The organism is Catenulispora yoronensis, assembly GCF_039531695.1.
GTDB classification, from domain to species: domain Bacteria; phylum Actinomycetota; class Actinomycetes; order Streptomycetales; family Catenulisporaceae; genus Catenulispora; species Catenulispora yoronensis.
Window position 1 is genome coordinate 102926 of record NZ_BAAAQN010000016.1, and the last position, 20821, is coordinate 123746.

8 protein-coding genes are annotated in these 20821 nt (G+C 70.4%); 2 read left to right on the forward strand and 6 right to left on the reverse strand.

Annotated elements, in window-relative coordinates:
* Window positions 1-59: 59 nt before the first annotated feature.
* Window positions 60-1892 (reverse strand): IPT/TIG domain-containing protein, encoded by a 1833-nt coding sequence (locus ABD481_RS15940; RefSeq protein ID WP_344666436.1) that lies wholly within the window; start codon window positions 1890-1892, stop codon window positions 60-62.
* A gap of 378 nt (window positions 1893-2270) precedes the next feature.
* Window positions 2271-4880 carry an ATP-binding protein gene (locus ABD481_RS15945; RefSeq protein ID WP_344666437.1) on the reverse strand — a complete coding sequence of 870 codons (2610 nt, stop codon included), beginning with the start codon at window positions 4878-4880 and terminating at the stop codon, window positions 2271-2273.
* 135 nt (window positions 4881-5015) lie between these two features.
* On the opposite strand from ABD481_RS15945, the gene ABD481_RS15950 reads away from it, so the two are divergent.
* Window positions 5016-5489, forward strand: coding sequence for an RICIN domain-containing protein (locus ABD481_RS15950; RefSeq protein ID WP_344666438.1), 474 nt, complete (start codon window positions 5016-5018; stop codon window positions 5487-5489).
* Between the two features lie 90 nt (window positions 5490-5579).
* Here ABD481_RS15950 and ABD481_RS15955 read toward each other — a convergent pair whose 3' ends face one another.
* Window positions 5580-5894 carry a cupin domain-containing protein gene (locus tag ABD481_RS15955; protein WP_344666439.1) on the reverse strand — a complete coding sequence of 105 codons (315 nt, stop codon included), beginning with the start codon at window positions 5892-5894 and terminating at the stop codon, window positions 5580-5582.
* Window positions 5895-5965: 71 nt separating this feature from the next.
* Between ABD481_RS15955 and ABD481_RS15960 the strand changes: the two genes are divergently transcribed.
* Window positions 5966-6979 (forward strand): helix-turn-helix domain-containing protein, encoded by a 1014-nt coding sequence (locus tag ABD481_RS15960; protein WP_344666440.1) that lies wholly within the window; start codon window positions 5966-5968, stop codon window positions 6977-6979.
* Here ABD481_RS15960 and ABD481_RS15965 read toward each other — a convergent pair.
* Genes ABD481_RS15965 through ABD481_RS15975 form a run of 3 tightly spaced genes read right to left on the reverse strand, consistent with a single transcriptional unit; the run spans window position 6937 to window position 20782 of the window.
* The gene (locus ABD481_RS15965; protein ID WP_344666441.1) at window positions 6937-8670 is read right to left on the reverse strand and encodes a hypothetical protein; all 1734 of its coding nucleotides are present in this window, start codon (window positions 8668-8670) and stop codon (window positions 6937-6939) included. The genes ABD481_RS15960 and ABD481_RS15965 overlap by 43 nt on opposite strands.
* Before the next feature lie 5 nt (window positions 8671-8675).
* The gene (locus ABD481_RS15970; protein ID WP_344666442.1) at window positions 8676-9755 is read right to left on the reverse strand and encodes a hypothetical protein; all 1080 of its coding nucleotides are present in this window, start codon (window positions 9753-9755) and stop codon (window positions 8676-8678) included.
* Entirely contained in the window at window positions 9752-20782 is an 11031-nt protein-coding gene (locus ABD481_RS15975) for a hypothetical protein (RefSeq protein ID WP_344666443.1), read from the reverse strand. Before ABD481_RS15975 ends, ABD481_RS15970 begins: the two co-directional genes overlap by 4 nt.
* Between the last annotated feature and the right edge of the window lie 39 nt (window positions 20783-20821).

A 20821-nucleotide genomic window follows, 5' to 3' on the forward strand; every position in this document is an offset into this window, starting at 1 on the left:
CGACGGCCCTACGCGGCGAAACGAGTTCACCCCGCTCGGCATTGTCATCGGATGCTGATTCAAGGGGATGCGTAAGTGAATTGATCGGCTCCGGTGACGGCGCTGGTGCCGACGTCCGTGGTGACCGTGACGTCGACCGGTCCGCCCGAGGTGTTCGAACCTGTTGTCCCGGCTGCGGGCGTCATGGTCGACGACCACGCGGGGGCGACGACGGTGATCTGCGTGTCGGAGTCCAGCGTGTACGGCACCGCCAAGCCGCCGAACGCCACGCGGAACGTGCCGGTGAACCGCATGCCGCGGATCGTGACCGTGGTGCCGCCGGTGTTCGGGCCCGTGGACGGGCTCACCGAGCCGATCACCGGTACGGGGGAGAAGAACGTGAATTGGCCGGCCGGGACGGAGGCGTTGACGCCGGCGGAGTTGGTGACCGTGACGTTCACCGTGCCGTTGGTCTGCGCCCTCGTTACGGCGGTGACCTGGGTGTCGGAGTCCACGGTGAACGAGGCGGCCGCGGTTCCGCCGAAGTACACCGCCTGGGTCGTGGACAGATCGGTGCCCCTGATGATGACCGTGGTGCCGCCGCTGGACACGCCGCTGGACGGGGTCAGGCTGCCTATGGTCGGCGGCGCCTCCAGATACGTGTACTGATCGGCTGGTCCGACCGCGCTCGTGCCGTTGTCGTTGGAGACGGTGACGTCGACGGTGCGGAATACCTGCGGCGGGGCGACGGCGGTGATCTGCGTGTCGGAGTCGACGGTGTAGCTGAGCGCCGGGATCCCGCCGAACGTGACGGAGGTGGCGCCGGAGCCGCCGACGAACGGGCCGCCGGTGACGACGACGGTGCCGTGGCCGGCTTCGGGGCCCTGCGCGGGGCTGACCGCGGTCACCGTCGGGGCGATGGCGCCTCGGACGAACGCCACGCTGAGGCCCGGCCCCCTGAGCTGGGGCCCGTTGGGGATCGTGGCGATGCGCGTCCCGCTGGGAAGGTCGACCACGGCGATGCCGCCGGGTTTGCCGACGACGTCGTACATCGTCGTGCCGTCGGGTGCGAACGAAAGGGGGCTGGCGGTGCTGCCTTCACTGATGGCGCAGGTGAGTGCCAGCGTCCTGACAACCGACCGGCTTGCCAGACTCACGCCGACGATGCTGGTGCCGCCCATGCAGTAGTACACGGTCGTGCCGGACGGATCCAGCACGCCGGCGTCGGGCAGCCCGGTCGCGGGCAGGGCGATCGAACCGGTGACGGTACCGCTGGCGGTGTCGACCACGGTGATCGAGTTCGGACTCTCCCGGGGGACAAAGAGCGTCGACCCGTCCGGGCTCTCGACCAGCCCGCCGGCGAACCCGGTGACCGGAATCGAGCGGATGACCGCTCCGGTCGTGCTGTCGAACACGTTGATGGCGCTGGCGGCGTCCCGGTACCCGTAGTACGAGCTGTAGACCTTGGACCCGTCCGGCGAGTAAACCAGGCCACTGAAACCCTCAAGGCTGTTCTCGATGGCGGTGAGCGTCGCAGTCACCGTCGCGGTCGCGGTGTCGATCACCGTGACGGCACCGGAGCCGCAGCCGACCCACAGCTGGCTGCCGTCCGGCTTCAGCGCTTCGAGTTCGGGATCGTCGCAGACCGGGATGGCATGCGTGACGGCGCTGGTGCCCGCGTCGATCACGTAGACCTTGTTCCCGGTGGAGGTCCCGCCGTAGCTGAGGGCGTACGCGGTGCGCCTGTCCGGACTGGCCAGAACCTGAACCGGGTTGTAGCCCAGCGGGATCGTGCCGACGACCGCGTCCGTGGCCACGTCCACCACCCGGACGTTCCCGGCCGAACCGCCGGCGGAGTCGGTGACGTAGGCCAGCGTCATCCCGGTAGCCGCGTGCGCAGGCGCCGCCGCCACCCCGACCACCCCGCCCGCGGCCAACCCGAGCGCACAACCCGCCGACGCCGATCTCCGCCAGACCCTTCCGAGCCTGGAAAACACTGCTGGCGCTGATCCCGCCATGGGATCCCCTCCCCGGTACGGCGCCCACCCCGGCGCCCCGGACCGGGACGGCTTGACGCGGCGGCACGCCGGACGCCGGACACCACCGCCACGGAGGACCACGCCGCCCCACCCCGCGCCGCCCCACCCCGCGCCGGCCCGCCCCGCGCCGCACCCGAAACATTCCAGCCGATATCGCCTGGTTCGGGAAGGGGCTCGCACGCCAACTTAATCAGAGCTCGAACATTGCGATCGAGGGCTCATCGCGTCGGCATGAACTCCAGGCAGGACCTCCTAGCCCGGATCCGACGACGACGTATCCCCTTCATCCTCACCATCCCCAGCGCCCCACCCGACCCCGTCCAATGCCGCCCGGACATCCGAAGCCTCGGGCGCACCGATCTCGCCGTAAATGGCCAGCGCCTCCCGCCAAAGCTCGACGGCCCGACGCCGGTCGCCCGCCGCCAGGTGGACGGCGCCCCGACCGTCGATCGCTCGGGCCTGCTGAAGGCGATCTCCGCCGTCGACGGCCATCCGTTCCGCCTGCTCGTACAACTCCCGGGCCTCCGACCCGCGCCCGAGGTCGTGCAGCAGTTCGGCGTAGCTGCTCATCACCGAGGCCTGGAGCCCCAGTTCGCCGGCGCTCAGCGCCATGTCCAGGGCGAGCGTGAAGCAACGGATTGCTTCGTCATGCTGGCCGAGCCGGTGGTGTGCGATGCCCATATTGCCGATGCTGATCGCCTCGCTGTGGTGATTGCCGCGTTCGCGGGCGATCGCCAGTGCCAGCTCGTGGTAGCTGAGTGCCTCTGTGTACCGGCCCAGACGTTCGCAGTTGGAGCCGGCGTTGGTCAGAGCATTGGCTTCCCCGATCCGGTTCCCGGCTTCCCTGTGGATCTCCAGGGCTCTGAGCGTGTGCTCCAGCGCCTCGGCGTATCCGCCAGTCATCTGAAGCACCAGGCCGAGGTTGTTCAGTGCCCTGCCTTCCCCGGCCCGATCGCCCGTCTTCCGGGCCAGCTCCAGCGATCGGCGATGGTGTCCCAGAGCCGCCGGGTAGTCGCCCAGGCGGAAGTGGGTGATGCCCAGACTGTTGTGGGCCCGGGCCTCGGCGCCGAGGTCGCCGGTTCGGACGGCGATGTCGAGATGCCGCTGGTGGTGCTCCATCGCCTCGGGCAGCCGATGAAGTCGGCCGTACGCAGCACCCAGGCCGCTGAGCGCACGCCCTTCCGATACGTCGTCGCCCGACTCCCGCGCTGCCCGCAACGCATATCCGTACACAACCAGGCTGTCGTGATAGCGGCCTGTCGCGATGAGGTGGAACGCCCAGGTCGCGGCGAGCTGCCCGGAAAACACCGGCGCGCGCCGGGCCTCGGCGTCCGCCAGCAGCGCGAGCAGGTTGTCGCGCTCGGCGTCCAGCCACGCGCGTGGATCCGCGAGCGCCACGGTCGGACGCATGGCTTCGACTGCCGGGCGATGCGCACTCTCGTGCGGATACAGCGCGTCCATCGCCGCCGCGGCCGTTCCGGTGAAGTGGCCCCAGGCCAGCCTCCAGATCCCGTCCCGGTCTTCACCAGCGCTCGCCAGTTGCACGGCGGCGTAGCCGCGGACCAGATCATGCAGGCGGTATCGGCCGGCCACGTACTGCTGGAGGAGGTGGACGTCGAGAAGCTCCTCCAGCATCGCCTCGGCAGACTCCGCGGACGTTCCGAGCAGCGCACCGGCCAGCCGCACGTCGAGGTCGGGCCCGGGGTGAACACTCAGCCATCGCAGGAGCCGTTGCTCGCCGACGATCAGTTGCCGGTAGGACAGGTCGAAGGCGGACGCGACCCGGCCGTCGTCCAGAGCCCCCAGCGGCACGCCGCCGGCCAAGCGCCGCCGGAGGTCGTCGATCGTCCAGGCGGGGCGGTGGACCAGGCGCGCCGCGACGATCCGGATCGCGAGCGGCAAGTGGCCGCACAGTGCGACCACTTCGTCGACTGCTCTGTCGACCGCCTTGTCGACCACTTCGTCGACGGCCGCGTTCCGCCGGCTGCCGGGCTCGACCCCCGCGGTCCCGGTCCGGATGAACAAGGCGGCGGCGTCGGCGGCCGGCATTACATCCAAGGAGACCGACACCGCGTCGGACAATCCGACCAGCCGCCTACGGCTTGTGATGAGAACTGTGCAGGTCGCGGCACCGGGTAACAGAGGCCGTACTTGCTCGGCGCTCAGCACGTTGTCGAACACCAGAACGGCGCTGCGACCGGCGACGACCGACCGCCACAGCGCCGCCCGCTCGTCGAGATCGGCGGGTATCTGCTCGTCGGCGACCCCGCACACGGTCAGCAGGCGGTGGAGTGCGTCACCGGCGCTGAGGGCCTCTCGTCCGGCTGTGTACCCGTGGAGATCGACGTACAACTGCGCGTCCGGGTGGGTTCCGGTCAGCCGGTGCGCGGCATGCACCGCCAGTGCCGTCTTGCCCACGCCCGCCATGCCGTCGATGGCCCAGACGGACGGGATGCCGGGCGCGGGCGCGGCGGACAGGAGGCGTTGGAGCTCAGTGCGTCGCCCGGTGAAGGACGCCACGTCCGCCGGCAGGTCGTTGCGCGTTTTCCAAGGCTGCGCCCACGTTTTCTCCGGGGGACGGCCCGCCTGGATGCGTCGCCACGCGGCGACCCAGACCGCGGTCTGTGACTCCGGAACGCGTAGGGCGCGGATCAGGGCGACGACCAGTTCCAGCGACGGCAGGCGGGACCGCCGCGCGTCCAGCGCGTGCGCCACCGTGGTGTGCGGGAAGCCGCTCCGCCGCGCCAGTTCGCGCAGCGGCGGGTCGCCGACGTGCACCTTCAGGGCTCGAAGACACTCGATGAACTCGGTGTGCGTCGAGGCCGACGCCGGATCGAGGCGCCCTTGCTCCGGAGAAACCATCCACCTGTTCCAAGCCGTCGCCGTACAAGCCTGTTCAGATCTGTACAAGTTCCGTTGTCCGGGAAACCGGGCCCGACCAGCATGGTCCGCGGACGGGATCACCGTCTCATGCTCGAACGACTCGAAGGAGAACACGTGCGTCTCAAGGCTTTGCTTCGCTCGGCGCTCACCCTGGGCGCCGTGACGACGGCACTGGTCACGGGGGCGGCGGCGGCACAGGCCGCGCCCGGCGACGGCCTGACCTGGAAGAACTACCAGACCGGGCGCTGCCTGGACGGGAACCTGGTCGACTCCACCATGTTCACCAACCCCTGTCAGGGCCAGTACAGCCAGGACTGGCAGTTCGTGCCGATCAGCGGCGGCTACATCCACGTCGTGAACGACCTCGCGACCGGCATGAACCGGTGCATGACCACCAACGGGACCACCGTCTGGCGTGTCTACTGCGGACACAACCCGAGCGGTTCCTCGCAGCGCTGGACCCTCATCGACACCTCCTACGGGCTCATGTTCAAGTCCGACGACGGCAAGTGCCTGGAGAGCAGCAGCACCGGCGGGGTCTACATGCGGGCCTGCAACAGCGCCAACAAGGCTCAGAGCTGGCACTGACCGTGTGCGGGTACTGATGCGCCGGAGCCGGCCCGGGAATCCCCGGCCGGCTCCGGCCGTCACGGCGTGATCAGTCATTCGGCGATTCAGTCATTCGGCGATCGCGAAGCCCAGGATCCTCGCCCCGGTCTCGGTCCGCGGCCGGTGGCTGCTGCCCGGGGCCTGGACGACGAAGGTCCCCGGACCGTGCCGTACGTCGCCCTCGATCAGCTCGCCGCTGACCACGAAATAGCGCTCCTCGGTCGCGTGGACGTCGACGGCGGGCAGCGTGGAGCCGGGGGCGAAATCGACGATCCAGGAGATGGCGTGCTCGGTGGGGAACAAGGCGCGGACGTTGACACCGGGCCCCAGGGCCTCGGGCTGTACTGCGTCGACGTGGACGAAGGAGATGGCGGTGTTGTTCATGCCCTCGACTCTGCCGGACGTTCAGGGGGCCGCCCAGTGTCTTGATTGACATCCTTGGGTATCTTCTTGCCATGCCGCATCGGGTCGTAGCCTTGCTCAATCCTCCGCAGTCCACCTTCGAGGTGGGGTTCGCTGCTGAGCTGTTCGCCGCCGACCGTCCTGGCGAGCCGTCGCCCTACTCGTTCGACGTCTGCGCCGTGGTCCCCGGACCGCTGCGTACCCAGGCCGGGTATTCGATCGCCGTGACCCGTGGGCTGGAGGCTCTTGAGGACGCCGACACTGTCCTGATTCCCGGTTGGCAGCCGGCCGGGGAGCCCGTGCCCCCGCCGGTGTTGGCGGCCGTGGTCGCGGCCCACGCCCGCGGAGCACGCATCGCCGGTATTTGTAGTGGGGCGTTCGTCCCGGTCGAAGCCGGACTGCTTGACGGCCGCCGGGCCACGACTCACTGGATGCGGACGGCTGAACTCGCGGCCCGTTTTCCCGAGGTTGAGGTCGACGCCGATGTTTTGTACGTCGATCACGGGGATGTGGCCACCAGCGCCGGCCTGGGTGCCGGAATCGATTTGTGCCTGCACCTGATTCGCGGGGACCATGGCGCCGCCTATGCGAGTCGGGTGGCCAAGTTCACCGTGCTGCCGCCGCATCGTGAGGGCGGACAACTTCAGTACGCTTACACGGCGCCTGTCGCCGCATCAGCAACTGCGTCCGCGTCCGCGTCTGCGCCTCGGGCCGTGAGCCTGGCGCCGCTCCTGGAATGGGCCCGCTCGCACCTGGACGCCCCACTGACCTTGGACCGTCTCGCCGCCCGCGCCGGCGTCTCGTCCCGGACCCTGGCGCGCCAGTTCGAGGAACAGCTCGGACAGAGCCCCGGAAGATGGCTGCTCCAACAGCGGATCGCCGAAGCCCGCGTCCTGCTGGAGGAGACCTCCATGCCCATCGAGGCGATAGCCGTCCGAGTCGGCTTGCACTCCATCGTGAACATGCGGCGGCGCTTCCAGGCTCTGGTCGGTACGACACCCGGTGCGTACCGCCGCACGTTCCGTCAATCAGAGGTGCAGTACAGCCGGGCGGCGGAGATCCCGTAGTGCCCGAGGGGGCTGATGGTGTAGTCGACGCCCTGGTCCATGAGGTGCAGTCCGACGGATCCGTTGGTGACCGGGAAGCCCTTGGTCACCGGGCTGCCAGCGGCGGGCGGGGCGGCCGGGTACCACATCCACCGTCCGCGGTTGGCGGTCTGGTTGACGGTGAAGGACGTCGTCACGGCGTAGGTCGACGGGTTGAAGACCACGTATTTGGCGGCGGTGCCGTAGGTGTCGCTGGGCTTGCCGTCGTTGGGAACGTAGACGCCGATGTCGCAGCTCCCCTGGGTCACAGCCCCGGTCCCGAACCACCACAGGCCCATATTGCCCGCGTCGGTACCGGCCTTGCCGGACATCGGCATGGACTGCATGGAGCCGTCACAGCGGTTGCCGGCCCAGCCGCCGGAGGAGTGCGAATACCAGCCCTGAGTCCCCTGGACGTACCAGCCATGGGCGGAGTACCCGCCGCCCGCCGGCGCGGGACAGCCGGGACCAGCGAAGGCGTCGAAGACAGCCTTCGGCGCCGGCGGGGCGCTCGACGCCGGCGTCGTCGGCGCGGGCGGCACAACGGGCGCGGGCGACGTGGTCGGGCCCGGCCCGGAGCCGGGAAGCGTGGTCGGAGCCGCACCCGCAGCGGTGGACCGCACTGAGGTGGGGCTGCCAGGCCCCCGCTGGGACGAGGCGCTCTGCGAGCCCGATGCCCCACCGGGAAGCTGCTGGGAGGTTCCCGACGGAGACGACGGCCCGGGGCCTGCGCCGGCCGCCGACGGGGCCGAGCTGCCGGTCGAGAGGCCGGTCGAGGCGCCGGTCGACGTGCCGGTCGAGGTGCCGGTCGAGGGGGAGTCGGACGGCGCGGGGACGGCGGTGCCGATGCTGCCGGAGGCAGGATCGCTGGTCAGCTGCTGACCGGCGCCGTCCGCGCCGAAGACGGCCCCGCCGGCCTGCGGTGTGGCGTGCCGAGAGCCGGCGGCGGCGGTGGACGTGCCGCCGCCGGTGCCGACGAGGGTGAGGGGGACAGCCAGGAGGGCTGCGGCGGCGACGCCGGTGAGGATCAGGACGCGACGTTTTGGGGCGGGGGAGACCTTCGATTCCGACTCGCTTTCCGATTCAGGCTCCACCTCGGCCACCGACTCGGTTTCCAGCTCGGCTTCCGACTTAGATTCCGACTCAGATTTCGGCTCGGCTTCCGGCTCGGACTTCGACTCAGTCACCGGCTCGGCTTCCGGTTCGGACTCAAGCTCCGACTTGGTTTCCGACTCAGACTTTTGCTCAGGCTCCGACCCCGGCTCCGGCTCGGCTTCCGGCTCGGACCCAAGCTCCGACTTGGTTTCCGACTCGGTTTCCGGCTCAGACTCAGACCTCGGCTCGGCTTCCGGCTCAGTCACCGACTTGGTTTCCGACCCGGTTTCCGGCTCGGCTTCCGGCCCAGGCTTTTGCTCAGGCTCCGACCCCGGCTTCGGTTCGGGCGCCGCCAGGGTTTCGAGGTCGGCAGCCGGTTCGAGATCTGCGGCGGCTTCGAGCACAGCATGTGGTTCGAACTCAGCGGCCTGTTCGACATCCATGGCTGGTTCGAACTCGGTGGCGGCTTCGTGGCCGGCCTGTTGTTCGAGTTCTGGCTCGATGTGGTCCAGGATCGCGGCGAGGTCCACTTCCGGCAGGTGGAAGACAGCTTCGTGCTGCTCGTTGTGCTCTTGCACGTGCCTCAGCCTTCCTGCTCGGGGCGCGTCAGCGCGGCGGTTGCGCGGAATAGCGCTACGTCGTCGGGGCTCTGTCGTTCGCGGTCGGCGCGGAGGTGGGCCAGTAGTTCGGGTACCGGTGCGACGCCGTGTTCGCGTGCGTAGTAGCCGATCGCGTCGCTCCAGACCCAGGTGCCGTCGGTGAGGAAGTTCACCGGGACGCGGTGGCCTGCTCCTGGGCGGAGGACGTCGTCGAGCGCTGCTGTGGTGGCGAGCAGGACGGTGGCGTCTTCGAGCAGGCGGGTGACGGCCTGGGCCTCGGCTTCGCCCAGGTGCTCGCGGTCCGGTGCGAATCCGGGTCCTGATTCGGGGTGGACGTGGTCGTAGACCTGCGCCAGGCGGATCGGTGCGGTCGGGGCGGCGGTCCACAGCAGGGCGGACATGGCTCGGGCCGCGCGCTGGTACGGGGGTAGCGCGTCCCCGATCGGGAAGACCTCGACCTGCGGGTCGGTCTCGCCCAGCGTGGTCAGCCGGGCCTGGAGCGCGGCGGTCGTCCCGCTCGGGTCCGTGCCCTCGGCCACTGCCAGCAGGAATACGCGGCGCGGCGCGGGCCATGGGGCGCCGTCGGCGGGGGAGCGCCACGTCCGCCACAGGGCGAAGGCGCCCGGCAGCGCGGCGGCGGCGTCGGCCAGCGCCCAGTCGAGGTCATCGGCCAGCCCGCTGCCCCCGCCCGTCAGATCGAGGCAGTACCCCAACTCCGCCCCCCGCTCAGCCCACGCCGCCACCACACTCGGCGCGGCCGCGCCGAACGAGTGCTCCACCAACGGCTCCGCCTCGCTGCCGACCAGCCGGTCCAGCGCCGCGGCGTCCAGCCGCTCGGCCGCGAAGACGGCGCGCAGCGCCTCGATGTCGGCGGCGGGGAGCGCGACGCGCATCGCCACGCAGCACGACACGACCCCGCGCGCCAGCGTCGCCAGGTCTCCCGCGGCGAGCCATTCGCGGCCCTGCGCCACAAGACCGTCGGGGACGCGGCCCGCCAGGCGGAGCAGCAGCCGGTGGTAGGCGTCCGACCGTGAGTCGGCTGCCTGGTGGTCCGTCGAGGTCACGCGGTTGCTCCTGTCAGCTGTTCCCCAGCGATCGGGACCGCGACAGGTCCCTGATCCAGGGGCGGATTGTCGGCCGGGTTCGCCAAAAGCGCCGGATTCGGGTTCGGGTTCGCATTCGGGTTCGGGTTCGGGTTCGGCACGCGCCGTCGCCGCCGCGCGTCCAGCGAGGCGATCACGGATGTCAGGTCACGGAGGCCCGCGATGGTCGGAATCGCGACCGGCTCCCCGTTCCGATACGCGACCCACCGCCCCCCGCCGTTCCCCTGAAGAAGGAACCGGTTGCCCAGCGCGGCGACGGCCCCGGCCACCGTGCGCCCGGACTTCAAACTCCCGACGCTGCCACGCGCGCCGATCACATCGACGTTCGGCAGCGCCTGGCTGATCGCCTCGGCCACGGCGTGGCTGTCGTCGCCGTGCACCACCACCTTGCGCGGCAGCACAGCACCCGCCGCCCCCTGCGCAGTAAGCCTGTTCACGATCGCCGCCCCCAACTCCCGCGGCGTCATCGTCCGATTCCGGATGACGTGCGCCCCGGTCCCCGCATCCCGCGTGCCGCCGATCGACACCACCGTGGCGCCCGGCACGCTGGGAACGGCGCGCGCCGTCGTCAGGTGCACGTTGTTGTCGGCCAGCACGAACCCCGACGGCGTGGTCTTCCACATCCGGGCCACGGCCTCGTCATGCGTGGGAAGGTGGGCCGCTCCCAGATCGGAGCGGTTCTCGGCGTCCTCGACGAAGCGCTGCCCGGTGTCGTGTGCGGACACGCTCATCTGCCCATGCGCGCCGTCCAGGTCCGTCTGGGCCGTCGTGGCCGCGTCTCTGTTCTCGCGCAAGGCCGCTTCCGCGTTCTCGCGTGCGATGAGACGGGTCTGCGGGCCGCGAGCAGCCTCCGTGTGCTGGCCGGCGAGTCTGGTCAGCTCACGCCGGTCGTTCGCGACCCGCGTCGCCTGATCAGCGCTCTGCGACGCGAGCGACGCCCTGGTCGCCAATTCCTGCGCGTCGCCCTCCAACTGCTTGTTCGTTTTCGCGAACTCAAGCGCGTTGCCGGCGTCGTTGGTCAGCTTCTCAGCCTGGATCCTGAGGGTCCGCGCCCTGGCATCCAGCGCGAACTGGTCTCCGGGATGCTGGGCCTGATGATCGGCCAGCTCCCGCGAACTGCGGGCTGCCCGGTCGACGAGGGCTTGATCGTTCGGTCCGACCATCGACTGCGCGGTCCGTGCCGCCTGCTCCAGCTGCGGATGCCGCATGTCAGCATCCTGCTGCCGGGCCAGCGCGTCCCGCGCCGCCTGGTGCTCCGCGGTCGTCCGCTCGAAGACGTGGTGCTCCAAGTGCTCCGGATTCCCGGCCGTCCCAGGAACGACCAGGGCCAGGTCCACACGCCGGTCGAGGCGGACGGAGAGGTCCCGCGCGATCCCGTTGAGCGCATCGGCGGAGTCCGGTCCCGTCACGTCGCCGACCAGATGCAGGGTGTCGTCGACCCCCGGTCGTCCCGCCCGGTTGACGAGGTCCCGCACCTGATCCGCAGCCGCGATCGTCATCGCGTCCGGGTGCACGACCTGGGAGGGGAACTCCTCAGCGGCCCTGAGCGCCCAGCCCCGGGGCAGCAGGCCCTCGAAGTTCTTCCCGGCGTCGACCACCACGGTGTGGTTCCGCGGTCCGTGCAAGGTGTACGAGAACTTCCCGCCGTAGGCGTAGGTGGTCCCTGACCAACTCGCGTTGTCCTCGACGTAGTCGCCGCTGGTGCCCTCCCGCTCGCGGGTGTTCTCCCCGTCGCCGGACCGGCTCGGCACCCCGGCGCCGACGTGATCGCCGCCGCCGAAGCCCATACCCTTGGACCAGTTGCTTCCCGACTCCTCGCCGAAGCTCGGCTCGGACGCGCGTTCGCCGAAGTTCATTCCGCTGTACGCGGTCGAGTCGCCGATCGGGCGGATGACGCCGCTGTGGCCGCCGAGCAGGATCGGATCGCCGGTGGGGGAGGGCAGCTCCATCTTGCCCAGGAACAGGTCCTGGGTGTTGTCGCGGACGTTCCGGTTCGTCAGCGAGGATCTCAGGGTCACGCCGAGGTCGGTGGTCGGATCGTAGACCTCGGTGTGGGCGAAGGGCTGCGCGCCGGCGCGCCGGGACAGGTGGGCCGTGGCGTCCTGGCGGGGCAGGATCGTGGCGGGCGTGGCGTCGAGGACATGCTTGAGGCCCGGGAAAGACAGGGCCTGGAGATGCTTGCCGAGATACACGTCCAGCGGGCTCGGCGTTGTCCGGTCCTCGGGGCCCGCCACCCGGCTCCGTGGCTGCGCCACCGGGTCCACCTGTGCCGCGCCATCCTGTGCCGGTTCCGCCTGCGCCGGTTCCTCCTGCGTCGTGAAATGGCGCGGCACGACCGTGCGCATGGTCACGCCGTCGTTCGTCAACGTCACCAACGGCTTCGAGCGCGAGGACTCCGAGAAGTGGTCGCTCCGCACCGAGGCCAGCGGCGCCGGCAGTTCGGCGTCCGCGTAGATCTTGATCTCCACGGAGAGGTGGTGGACGAATTCCTCGCTCACGCTCTGCGGCTGCGGGACGTCGCCGGAGTTCAGCAGCGGATTGGCCCGCCGGATGTCGCGGTCGACGACGTCGTGACCGGTCGTGGTGGAATCAGAGTGCTCATAACCGATTCTCGACGACGGCGCCCCGTAGTTCTCGCCGCTCGCGGTGAACTTCCCGGAGACCCCGCCGGAGACGGAGAAATGGAAGCCGCTCGACGACTTCGTGCCGTCCTGCTTCAGCGATTGCCCGCCGAGGGTGACCACGGCGTTGTCCCGCGCCCGCAGATGTTGCGGCGGTCCGGTCGGGGTCGCGGTGACCTCGACCGTCAGCCGCCGGGTCGAGCCGTAGCCGCCGGGGATCTCCACGCGGTGCGTCAGCCCGACGTCCATCAGGTCGTGCGGATGCGCCTTGAGCGCCTCGGGGCCGAACCGGGCGCTCAGCGCGCGCCAGATGTCCGAGGCGTCGTCCAGGTGCTCCGGGCCGATGAGCCCGGTGCTCTCCAGACCGTGCTTGACCGCCCCGGCGATGCCGGTCCCGGCGTCGAGCTGGACGGGAGTGTCGGAGCGCGCCGCCACGATCTGCGTGAACCGCCCCGAGCGGTCGTCGAAGTGGGTCGTGTAGCCGGCGGCGAACGCGGCGTCGCGACGGTCCTCGGAGATGAACCGATCCGGGTCCTCGGCCGGGTTCAGGCGGTCGGGGTCCTGGACGTCGGCGTGCAGGTTCTGCGAGAAGGACAGCTCGACGCTGTTCTCGACCAGGAGCTTGACCGACTTCTCCCTCGGAAGGGACTCGTCCCCGTATGCCTGCGACCGGAACGCGCGGCCCAGCGGCCCGGTCAGCGTCGGGGCGTCGACCGGTGTCCGGGTGCTGACGATCTCCAGCACGAGGTGGGCCCGCTCGACCTGCTGCCCGCCGGTCTCGGTCAGCAGGGAGATGTCGATGCTGCCCCGGGTGCGGTCGACGGTCTTGCTGTACAGCGTCCCGCCGGCCTCGAAGCCGACGTTCCCGCCGACCTGGTTGTGGATCGCCCGCTTGGAGTTCGCCGACGGGCCGGCGGACTCGCTCGGCGGGGTGGTGCCGTCCCCGCCGCCCTCTTTGTTCTCGGTGGTCACGCCGAGGGTGATCGCCGGTCCGAAATCGGTGTGCCCGTCGAAGGTGAAGGACTTGTTCTTGCTCGTCGAGACCTTGACGTCGTGCTCGACGTAGCTCTCCACGGTCGCTCTCGGCGCCGCGTGCCCGGCCCCGGGGTCGCCCTTGACGAGGTACCCGCGCACGGTCAGCGAATGGTTTGCGTTCGGCAGCCCCGCGCCCCAGTGGTGTTCCTTGGGCAGCGGGACCGGGATGCCCTCGCCGAGCAACCGCGGCAGATTGGAGCGCAGGAAGCCCTCCGACAGCGCACGCTCGACCTCGGCGACGTAGGCGGGGTGGGCGGGGTGGGTCTGCGGCCCCTCGGCCGGAGCGCGGCGCGAAGGATCGGTCCCGAAGGCGTGGTCCAGCACCAGGTTCGTCGCCGCCGCGACCGCGCCCTTGAGGCCGCTGAACGTGGCGTGCAGCCCGTCGGTGCCGGAGCTGCTGAAGTCGTAGCGGTGCTCGGACCGGAACAGGTTGTCGAACTCTGTCCCGGTCAGTTCCGTCGTGCGTCCCAGAGTGCTGACGACGTCGTGATACGCCGCGCGGTAGGCCGCGTCCCCGGCGCGCTCGGCGTCCGGGCGGAACGCCGAGTGCACGATCGCCGGCACCGTCACCGGATCCTGGTCGATGATCCGGCTGGCGACCCGGTCCCGGGTGCCGCCGAGCACGCGCCGCGTCGACTCGGTCACCGTGACCTGGTATCTGGCCTCGTATTCAGGCCGGGACGCTACACCGTTCGGCGCGCGCAACCGGGACTGGTTCTTGGCCGTGGAGTTCAGGGACCGGGTGGTCTGCATGCTCCCGGACAGGCTGATCCCGGTGTCGCCGAGGTCCAGCGCCACTTCGTCGCCGGGCAGCTCGAACCGGGCGCCGCCGCCGCCCTCCAGGGTGACGTGCCCGGACCGCGTCACCGAGGTGCTGGCCCCTCGGGAGCCCTTGACCTGGTGGTCGATCGCGAGGCCGGTCTCGGTGTCGATGGTGCCGGGGTCGCGGCGCAACAGCACTTGTTCGACAGTGACCTGATACTTGCGGCCCCGGAAGGAGAACTCCTCCTGGAGCCCGGAGTCGAAGCCGCGGCCGCGCGCGCCGCGCAGTTTGGGTGTGCCGAAGGTGAGCTGGAGTTGTTTGTCGAGCTCGAACCGCAGCTGTGCGGAGGCTTTCGCGTGCCGCCGGGCCGCCGCGGCGTCGCCCGGCCGGTCGCCGTGCCGTCCCGCGCCGTGGTCGTTGTCGATCATCTTGGTGATCAGCGACCGCACGGTGCCGTGGATGTGCTGGGCGCCGGGAAGCTCCTTGAGCGCCGCCGAACCCAGCCCGGTCCCCGACACCATGTCAGGGGTCTCCTGCCGGGGGTCGGACTCGTGGACGGCCCGGCGGACGTGGCCGACCACCAGGTCGCCGTCGCCGACCGGGTCGCGCCGCCAGGAGACGGAGCGCAGGACGGTGCCGTCGTTGTGGATCGCGTACTCCTCGCGGAGTCTGTGCGAGGTGTCCACGGCGGTCGGGCGGCGCTGGACGACGCCGCGGGCGTTGAGGTCGTTCTGCACGACGCCGTGCTCGTCGACGATGCGGACGTTCGGGTCGGACACCAGCATCCGGAGCAGCTGGTCCTTGTCCAGGAGCGGTAGTTCTTCGCCGTGGTTCTTCCGCGTGCGGTCCCATCGGGTCAGCAGATTCTCGTACTTGCGGTTCGGCGGGTTCCCGTTCAGGACGTCGTCCGCGTGCAGTTGGGTGACCGCGGTCCGGAACTCCTGTGCGAACCGGCTGCCCGGATCCACGACGATCTGAAGACCGGTCTTCCCGGCCTGCCGCATCATCGCGACCAGCGTTTCCTTGCCGGATTCCGCGTTCGGCCCCCACTGGGGAACCTCGTCGGGCGCCCGCTCCCAGCCCCACACCACCTTGCCCGCGGGGTTGACGACGTAGCCGGTGTCCGGCCGGTGCTCGCCTTCGGTGGTCAGCACGCCATAGGGCGAGGTCCGCTCGACCATCCGGTCGCCCAGAGCGTCCCGGACTTCCGTGACCTCGGCGGCGAGCGACTCACTGCGATGCGCGGAGACGACGACGGCGACGCGGGGCGGGTTCTCCTCCGCGTTGCGTGCGGGGTTGCGCAGATCGCTGATGGTCCGGGTCCGCGGTGCGCGGACCGTCGCAGGACCCTGCGGGTCGTGGTTCGGATGCGCCGGGTTCGGTGCCCCCACGTCCCCCGACCAGCCGTGGCGGACGCCGTGCTGGTCCAGGACGTAGCCGTGGCGCGAGGAGTACTGCTGCTCCGGCCCGGTGAAGGCGGTCACCCGGAGCCTGGGCTCGTTGGGGGCTTGGAGCTGGATGTCCTCGTGCGGCGCCGTACCCCCGGGATTCGCTCCCTCAGGGGGCAGGGGCACCGTCGGCTCCTGGCGCGTTTCATGGATCAAGATCCGGTAGGGAGCGAGGTTCGGGTCGTCCGAGACCCGGAACAGGGCGGCTTTCCCGGACTGCTGAAGCCGGAGCAGCGTTTCGAGCCGCGCGGGAGTGAGCTCGTAATCCGGCCGCAGATGCAGCTCGACCGGTCCGTCCAGCCGCCGCAGATGCCGGACCAGGGCCGCGTCGTCCGCCAGACCTCCACGCGGGAACGGCTCTCGAAGCCCGGAATTCGGCCGGGTGAAGCCGGCTTCCAGTTTGCGCAGCCGCAGATAGGTCTTCGGATGGTTCCGCGCCAGCCAGGTGTCCGCCTTCGTCAGCCCGGTGGCGGTGCCGAACCTGGTGGCGAGGTTCAGGGCACCGTCGTTCTCCCGGTGCACCGCGTCCCGGTTCAGGGTCGCGCGCCGCGTCGGCGCCGGTTCCCGAGGAGCATCGGCCAGCGCGGTCTCGAAGACGTCGCGGGGCGCGGGGTTCGCCGGATCCGCCTCAGGGAGCTGACTCTCGGGCACCAGCAGCTCGCCGGTCAGATCCGCGGTGAAGTCCTCGACCCGGTGGCCGCGCAGATCACTGTGGATCTGGCCCTCGACCCGGATCACCGTCTGGTAGCGCCGCTGCGGGCCGCCGTGGATGACGGCGGTCTTGGCCTGTCCCTGGACCGCGGTGCCGGTGCCGTGGCCGGAGCCGAGGCCGCCGCTGACCGACACCCCGGCCGAGGGGCCTTTCCGGGGATCGGAGACCTTGAGGTTGAACTCGGTGCCGACCTTGACCGACGTCTGCTGCCCGTGCCCGCTGGAGTGCTTGACCGTCACCGTCTCGGCCATGTCGTTGCGGACACCGCCCTCGGCGGAGGGCCCGATGCGCTGGACCGAGACGACGTGCGCCTTCAGGGTGACGTAGCCCTTGAACCCCCTCGGCCGGACGAAGTTGGTGGGCAAGGAGTCGGTGAACAGCGCCTGGGCCCGGTCGCGGATCGACTTCTCGTCCAGGAACTCGGTCGTCGCCGCCTTCATGATGCGGGCGGCCTGCTTGCCGGAGAGCCGGTCGGTGTCCATCAGGGTCTTGAGGAACACGTCCTCCAGCGGCTTGGTGTCGACGCCGCCGAGCGCGTAGTCGAACTTCTCGATCGCGGACGGGTTCCGGACCACGATCTCGGTGTGCTCCGGCGCCGCGCCGCCGTCGACGTGCGGTCCGCGGACGAGGTCGCCGCCGGCGTAGGTGGTCGGATGCGCGGCGGTGAGGACGGCGTCGGTCCGCTCGGTCGCCGAGGCGGTGATCCCGTGCTTGGCGCGCGCCGTCACCTCGATCGTCACGTGGTGGTCCACGCCGAACCGCGCGGTGTTGGTCCCTCGGTTGCCGAGCTGCACCTCGTCGGCGATGCCCTGGCCGTCGTGGCGGGTGTTCGAGACGCTGACGCTGACGAGCGGGACGACGGTCGACAGGACGGCGCCGCCGACCGTGTGGAAGCCCTCCGCCAGCAGACCGAGGCCGCTGGCGCTTTTCTTGGCGTCGGTGCGGGTGAAGGAGATGTCGCCGTACTTGGTAGTGGCGTTGGTGAGCACCGGGTCGCCCTGGGACGCCGGCGGCGCCTGGGTCTCGCCGTCGAGCCGGAACCGCACGTGCAGCGCCGTGTTCCCGTCACCGAGATGGAGGCCCGAGCGCAGGTACTTGGTCCACGCGTGGGGATCCTCGGTCTGCAGGGCCTTGGTGATCTCACGGGTGAGATCGTTCTCCAGGCGGCGGCTGAGGTCGGGTACTGGCGTTGCGGGGTTTCCCAGTTCCCTGAGCTGCTGTTTGAGGGTCGAGGTCACGGTCGTGGCGTGCCCGTGGGCGTCGGCCGGCGGGACCACCTTCACCACCGAGCTGTCGCCGAGCGCCTGCATGCCGTCGCGTTTGGCGGTGTACCAGGGCAGGCGTGGCTGGGTCTGGTTCAGAGCCGGATCAGGGGTCTGGTACGGCGCCGACCACTGGACGACGTCGTGCTGCCAGCGCGGGTGGTCCGGACCGTCCCGGAAGAAGGCCTTCGCCGGATAGGTGGAGGCGTCCGGGAGCCGGGGACGGTCGTCGGCCGAGCCGGTAGGGACGAAGTCGTGCATGACACCCTTGGCCGTGGTCAGCGGCAGGTGGGTGTGCGCCGGATCCACGTCGGCGACCATCGTGATGCCGTCGGCCGAGGTCCAGGACTTCTTCGTGGGCGCGGCGACGTTCACCCCGAGCTCGTCGGCGAGCCGCTGCGCGAAGGAGGGCTGGTCGCCCGACGCGGCGCCGGTGTCGCAGGCGTTGAGCCGGATCCCGTACTCCTTCGCCTGCTCCCAGTCCGGGTGCTGCCGGAGCAGCTGGGCGAACGCTTTCGGGCCCAGCTCGTAGTCGCCGACACGGACGTGGTCGGCCCCGCCGTGGGCGGCGACGGTCAGGCGTCCGGCGACGTCGACGAACGTGTCCCGGGCGGCGCGTTCGTGGGTGGCCGTCGACGGGTCGAGGCCGTCGCGCAGGACCAGCGTGTGGCCGTACCCGACGCCGAAGTGGGACAGGAACGACGAGGCGTGGTCGGCGTCGTCGAACACGTCGATGCGCTGGGGCTTGTCCTCCGCTCCGGCGTGGAACGCAGACCATTGATGCTGGTCGCGGGCCGGGCCCGGGAAGTGCGTGGCGCCGGTGTGCGCGGAGTGTCCCCCGGCCTTCGGGTCCGTGATGCCGGGCCGGACGGCGTGGGACAGGTCGCCGACGAACTCCTCGCGGGTCCCGTCGGGATGGTGGCGGGTCCAGCGGCCGTCCTGCCGGACCGGACGCGGCACGCCGTTCCGGTCGAGGACCACGTGGCCGGTGCCGACCGTCCCGTCGTGCCCGGTGAGCGTGGGCGCCAGGCCCCACACCACGTCGGCGGCGATCTTCGTGCTCAGGCTCGCCGCGATCGCGGCGAGCCGCTCGGGCGCGACGGTGCCGTCGTGGTCCAGCACCAGCGGCCGTCCGGTGTCGAGCGCCGCCCAGTGCGGCGAGGTGCCGGTGAGGAAGGGACGGGCCAGGGCGTTGGCGGCGTCGTCGGCCGAGATGTGATGATCCGAGGACTGGCGGAGCTCGATGTGGGGCGTGTAGCCGGCCGGGTTGGTCGGGCCGGTGGGCACGCGGCGGCCCGGGGGCAGGGGCGCGGGGTGGTCAGTGGGCTGATTGGCGCGGTGGCTGATGGGTTGATCAGTGGGCTGATTAGTCGGGTGATTAGTAGGCTGATTGTCTCCGCCGGCAGTCGCTGACGCGGTCGCATGCTGGGGGACCGTGGTCAGAACGGCCGGCTGCTTCGCCGTGCTGTCGCTCGGAGCATCCTTGGGCGTCGTGGTGGAGTGTGCCTCGTTGTTCGTGGAGCGTTCGGGAACCGAGGTCGTTACGGGCTTCGGCGGCGGAGCGTCCTTCGGGCCGGGCGCACTGGTGGTGACGGACTTCTTGGATGTCTGTGTGTTCGACTCGGTGGTAGAAGACTTCGATTCATTCGCTGATGAGTTCGAGGTCGCGTTCGATTCCGAGGTGGATTCCGAGACCGACCCGCCGTTCTTCCCCTCGACCTCGGTCACGATCTCCTGCGGCCGAGTCACGGTGATCGGCTTCGGCGCCGCCTCTTCCACGAATTTCGCATCGACCTTCGGCGCCCCGCCCTCGGCCCCGAGCCGACCGGCCTTCCAGCCCTTCACGCCCTGCGCCGCCTGGTGGCTCCCGTGCCCCAGCAACCCGGCGGCCCCGGTGGCCAGCGCCTCGTAGCCGGTGACGTTGATCTGCTGCCCGGTCATGCCCTGGTAGCTGATCTCGCCCAGCACCGCGCCGACCATCTGCGCCGCGTTCGCCCCGATCAGCTCGCCCGCCTGGTGGCCGATCGTGCCGCCCACGGCCTTCGGGATGGTCCGGCCGGCGTCGGCGATCGCGGTGCGGACCGCCGGGGCCAGCGCGTCGTCGGCCCATTGCGGCAGGTACGCGTTGAGGACGTCGGTGACGTTCTTGCCCAGCGTGTCGCCGACGGCGCTGCCGAGCCTGGACTCGTTCCGCATCGCGGCGTCGATGGCCCGGGCCAGGTCGTCGGCCAGCTCGGCGCGGGTCCTGGCGTCCACGGAGTCCGGCAGGTGGGCCAGGAACGCGTCGTCGAAGCCCTTCGTCATCCGGTTCAGCGGTCCGGGGTCGCGGCCCGGTCCGGTGGTCAGGTAGGTGTCGATGACCGTCTTGAGGTCGTGGTTCAGACCGTTGTCGACGCCGTCGTGGAAGGTGTGGTTGAAGACGTCGCCGAGGTCCTTCGAGAACAGCGTCGAGAAGTCCTTGCCCAGCAGCTTCGACAGCACGGACCCGAAGCTCTTGCCGACCGGCTCCATCGCCGCCCCGAAGATCCCGCCCAGCGCGCCGAACCCCACGGTGTCGAAGAACTGGGAGGTGTCGAAACTCTTCCGGGTCCCCTCCGCGAGCTGCACCCACTGCGCCAGGCCGTCGGCCAGCCCGGCGGAGCCGGCGCCCAGGCCGACGTTCGTCAGCAGTTTGACGAGCATCTCGTGGTAGATCGACTGCGTCGCGGCCTCCGTGGCCGCGATCTCCTCCGGCGCGTTGGCCAGGCTCGCGCCGTCGGTGAACACCGCCAAAGCGATCTCGGTCGAGAGTTGCGCGCACAACAGAGCGGCCTGGAACGCCATCGACAGCGTGCCGTACTCCGTCTCCTCAGCGCTCTGCCACACGTACTCCTTGAGAGCGGCCAGCCCCTCGGACAGACCCGCCCGGTAGCTGTCCAACGACACCATCGAGGAATAGATCTCGTCGGCGCCGTCGCCGGAGTACGAGCCGACCGAGAACAGCGCGTTCCGGAAGGTGTTCCCCCAGTGGTTGTCCACGACGTCGATCTGCGAGTCCACCGTCGAGGAGACCCCGTACAAGCCGTGGTAGTCGACGTCGGGCACCCGCTGGCCCAGCGTGACCTCCATGAACACCTGGAGGAACTCCGGGATGTCGGGCGCGGCCATGGGTTCTCGTCCTCCTCGCGACGGTGGCTACGGGGTAAG

Coding starts and splice junctions, on each gene's coding strand:
- ABD481_RS15945 (WP_344666437.1), bottom strand. CDS start 4,880: ATGGTTTCTCCGGAGCAAGGGCGCCTCGATCCGGCGTCGGCCTCGACG.
- ABD481_RS15955 (WP_344666439.1), bottom strand. CDS start 5,894: ATGAACAACACCGCCATCTCCTTCGTCCACGTCGACGCAGTACAGCCC.
- ABD481_RS15960 (WP_344666440.1), top strand. CDS start 5,966: ATGCCGCATCGGGTCGTAGCCTTGCTCAATCCTCCGCAGTCCACCTTC.
- ABD481_RS15975 (WP_344666443.1), bottom strand. CDS start 20,782: ATGGCCGCGCCCGACATCCCGGAGTTCCTCCAGGTGTTCATGGAGGTC.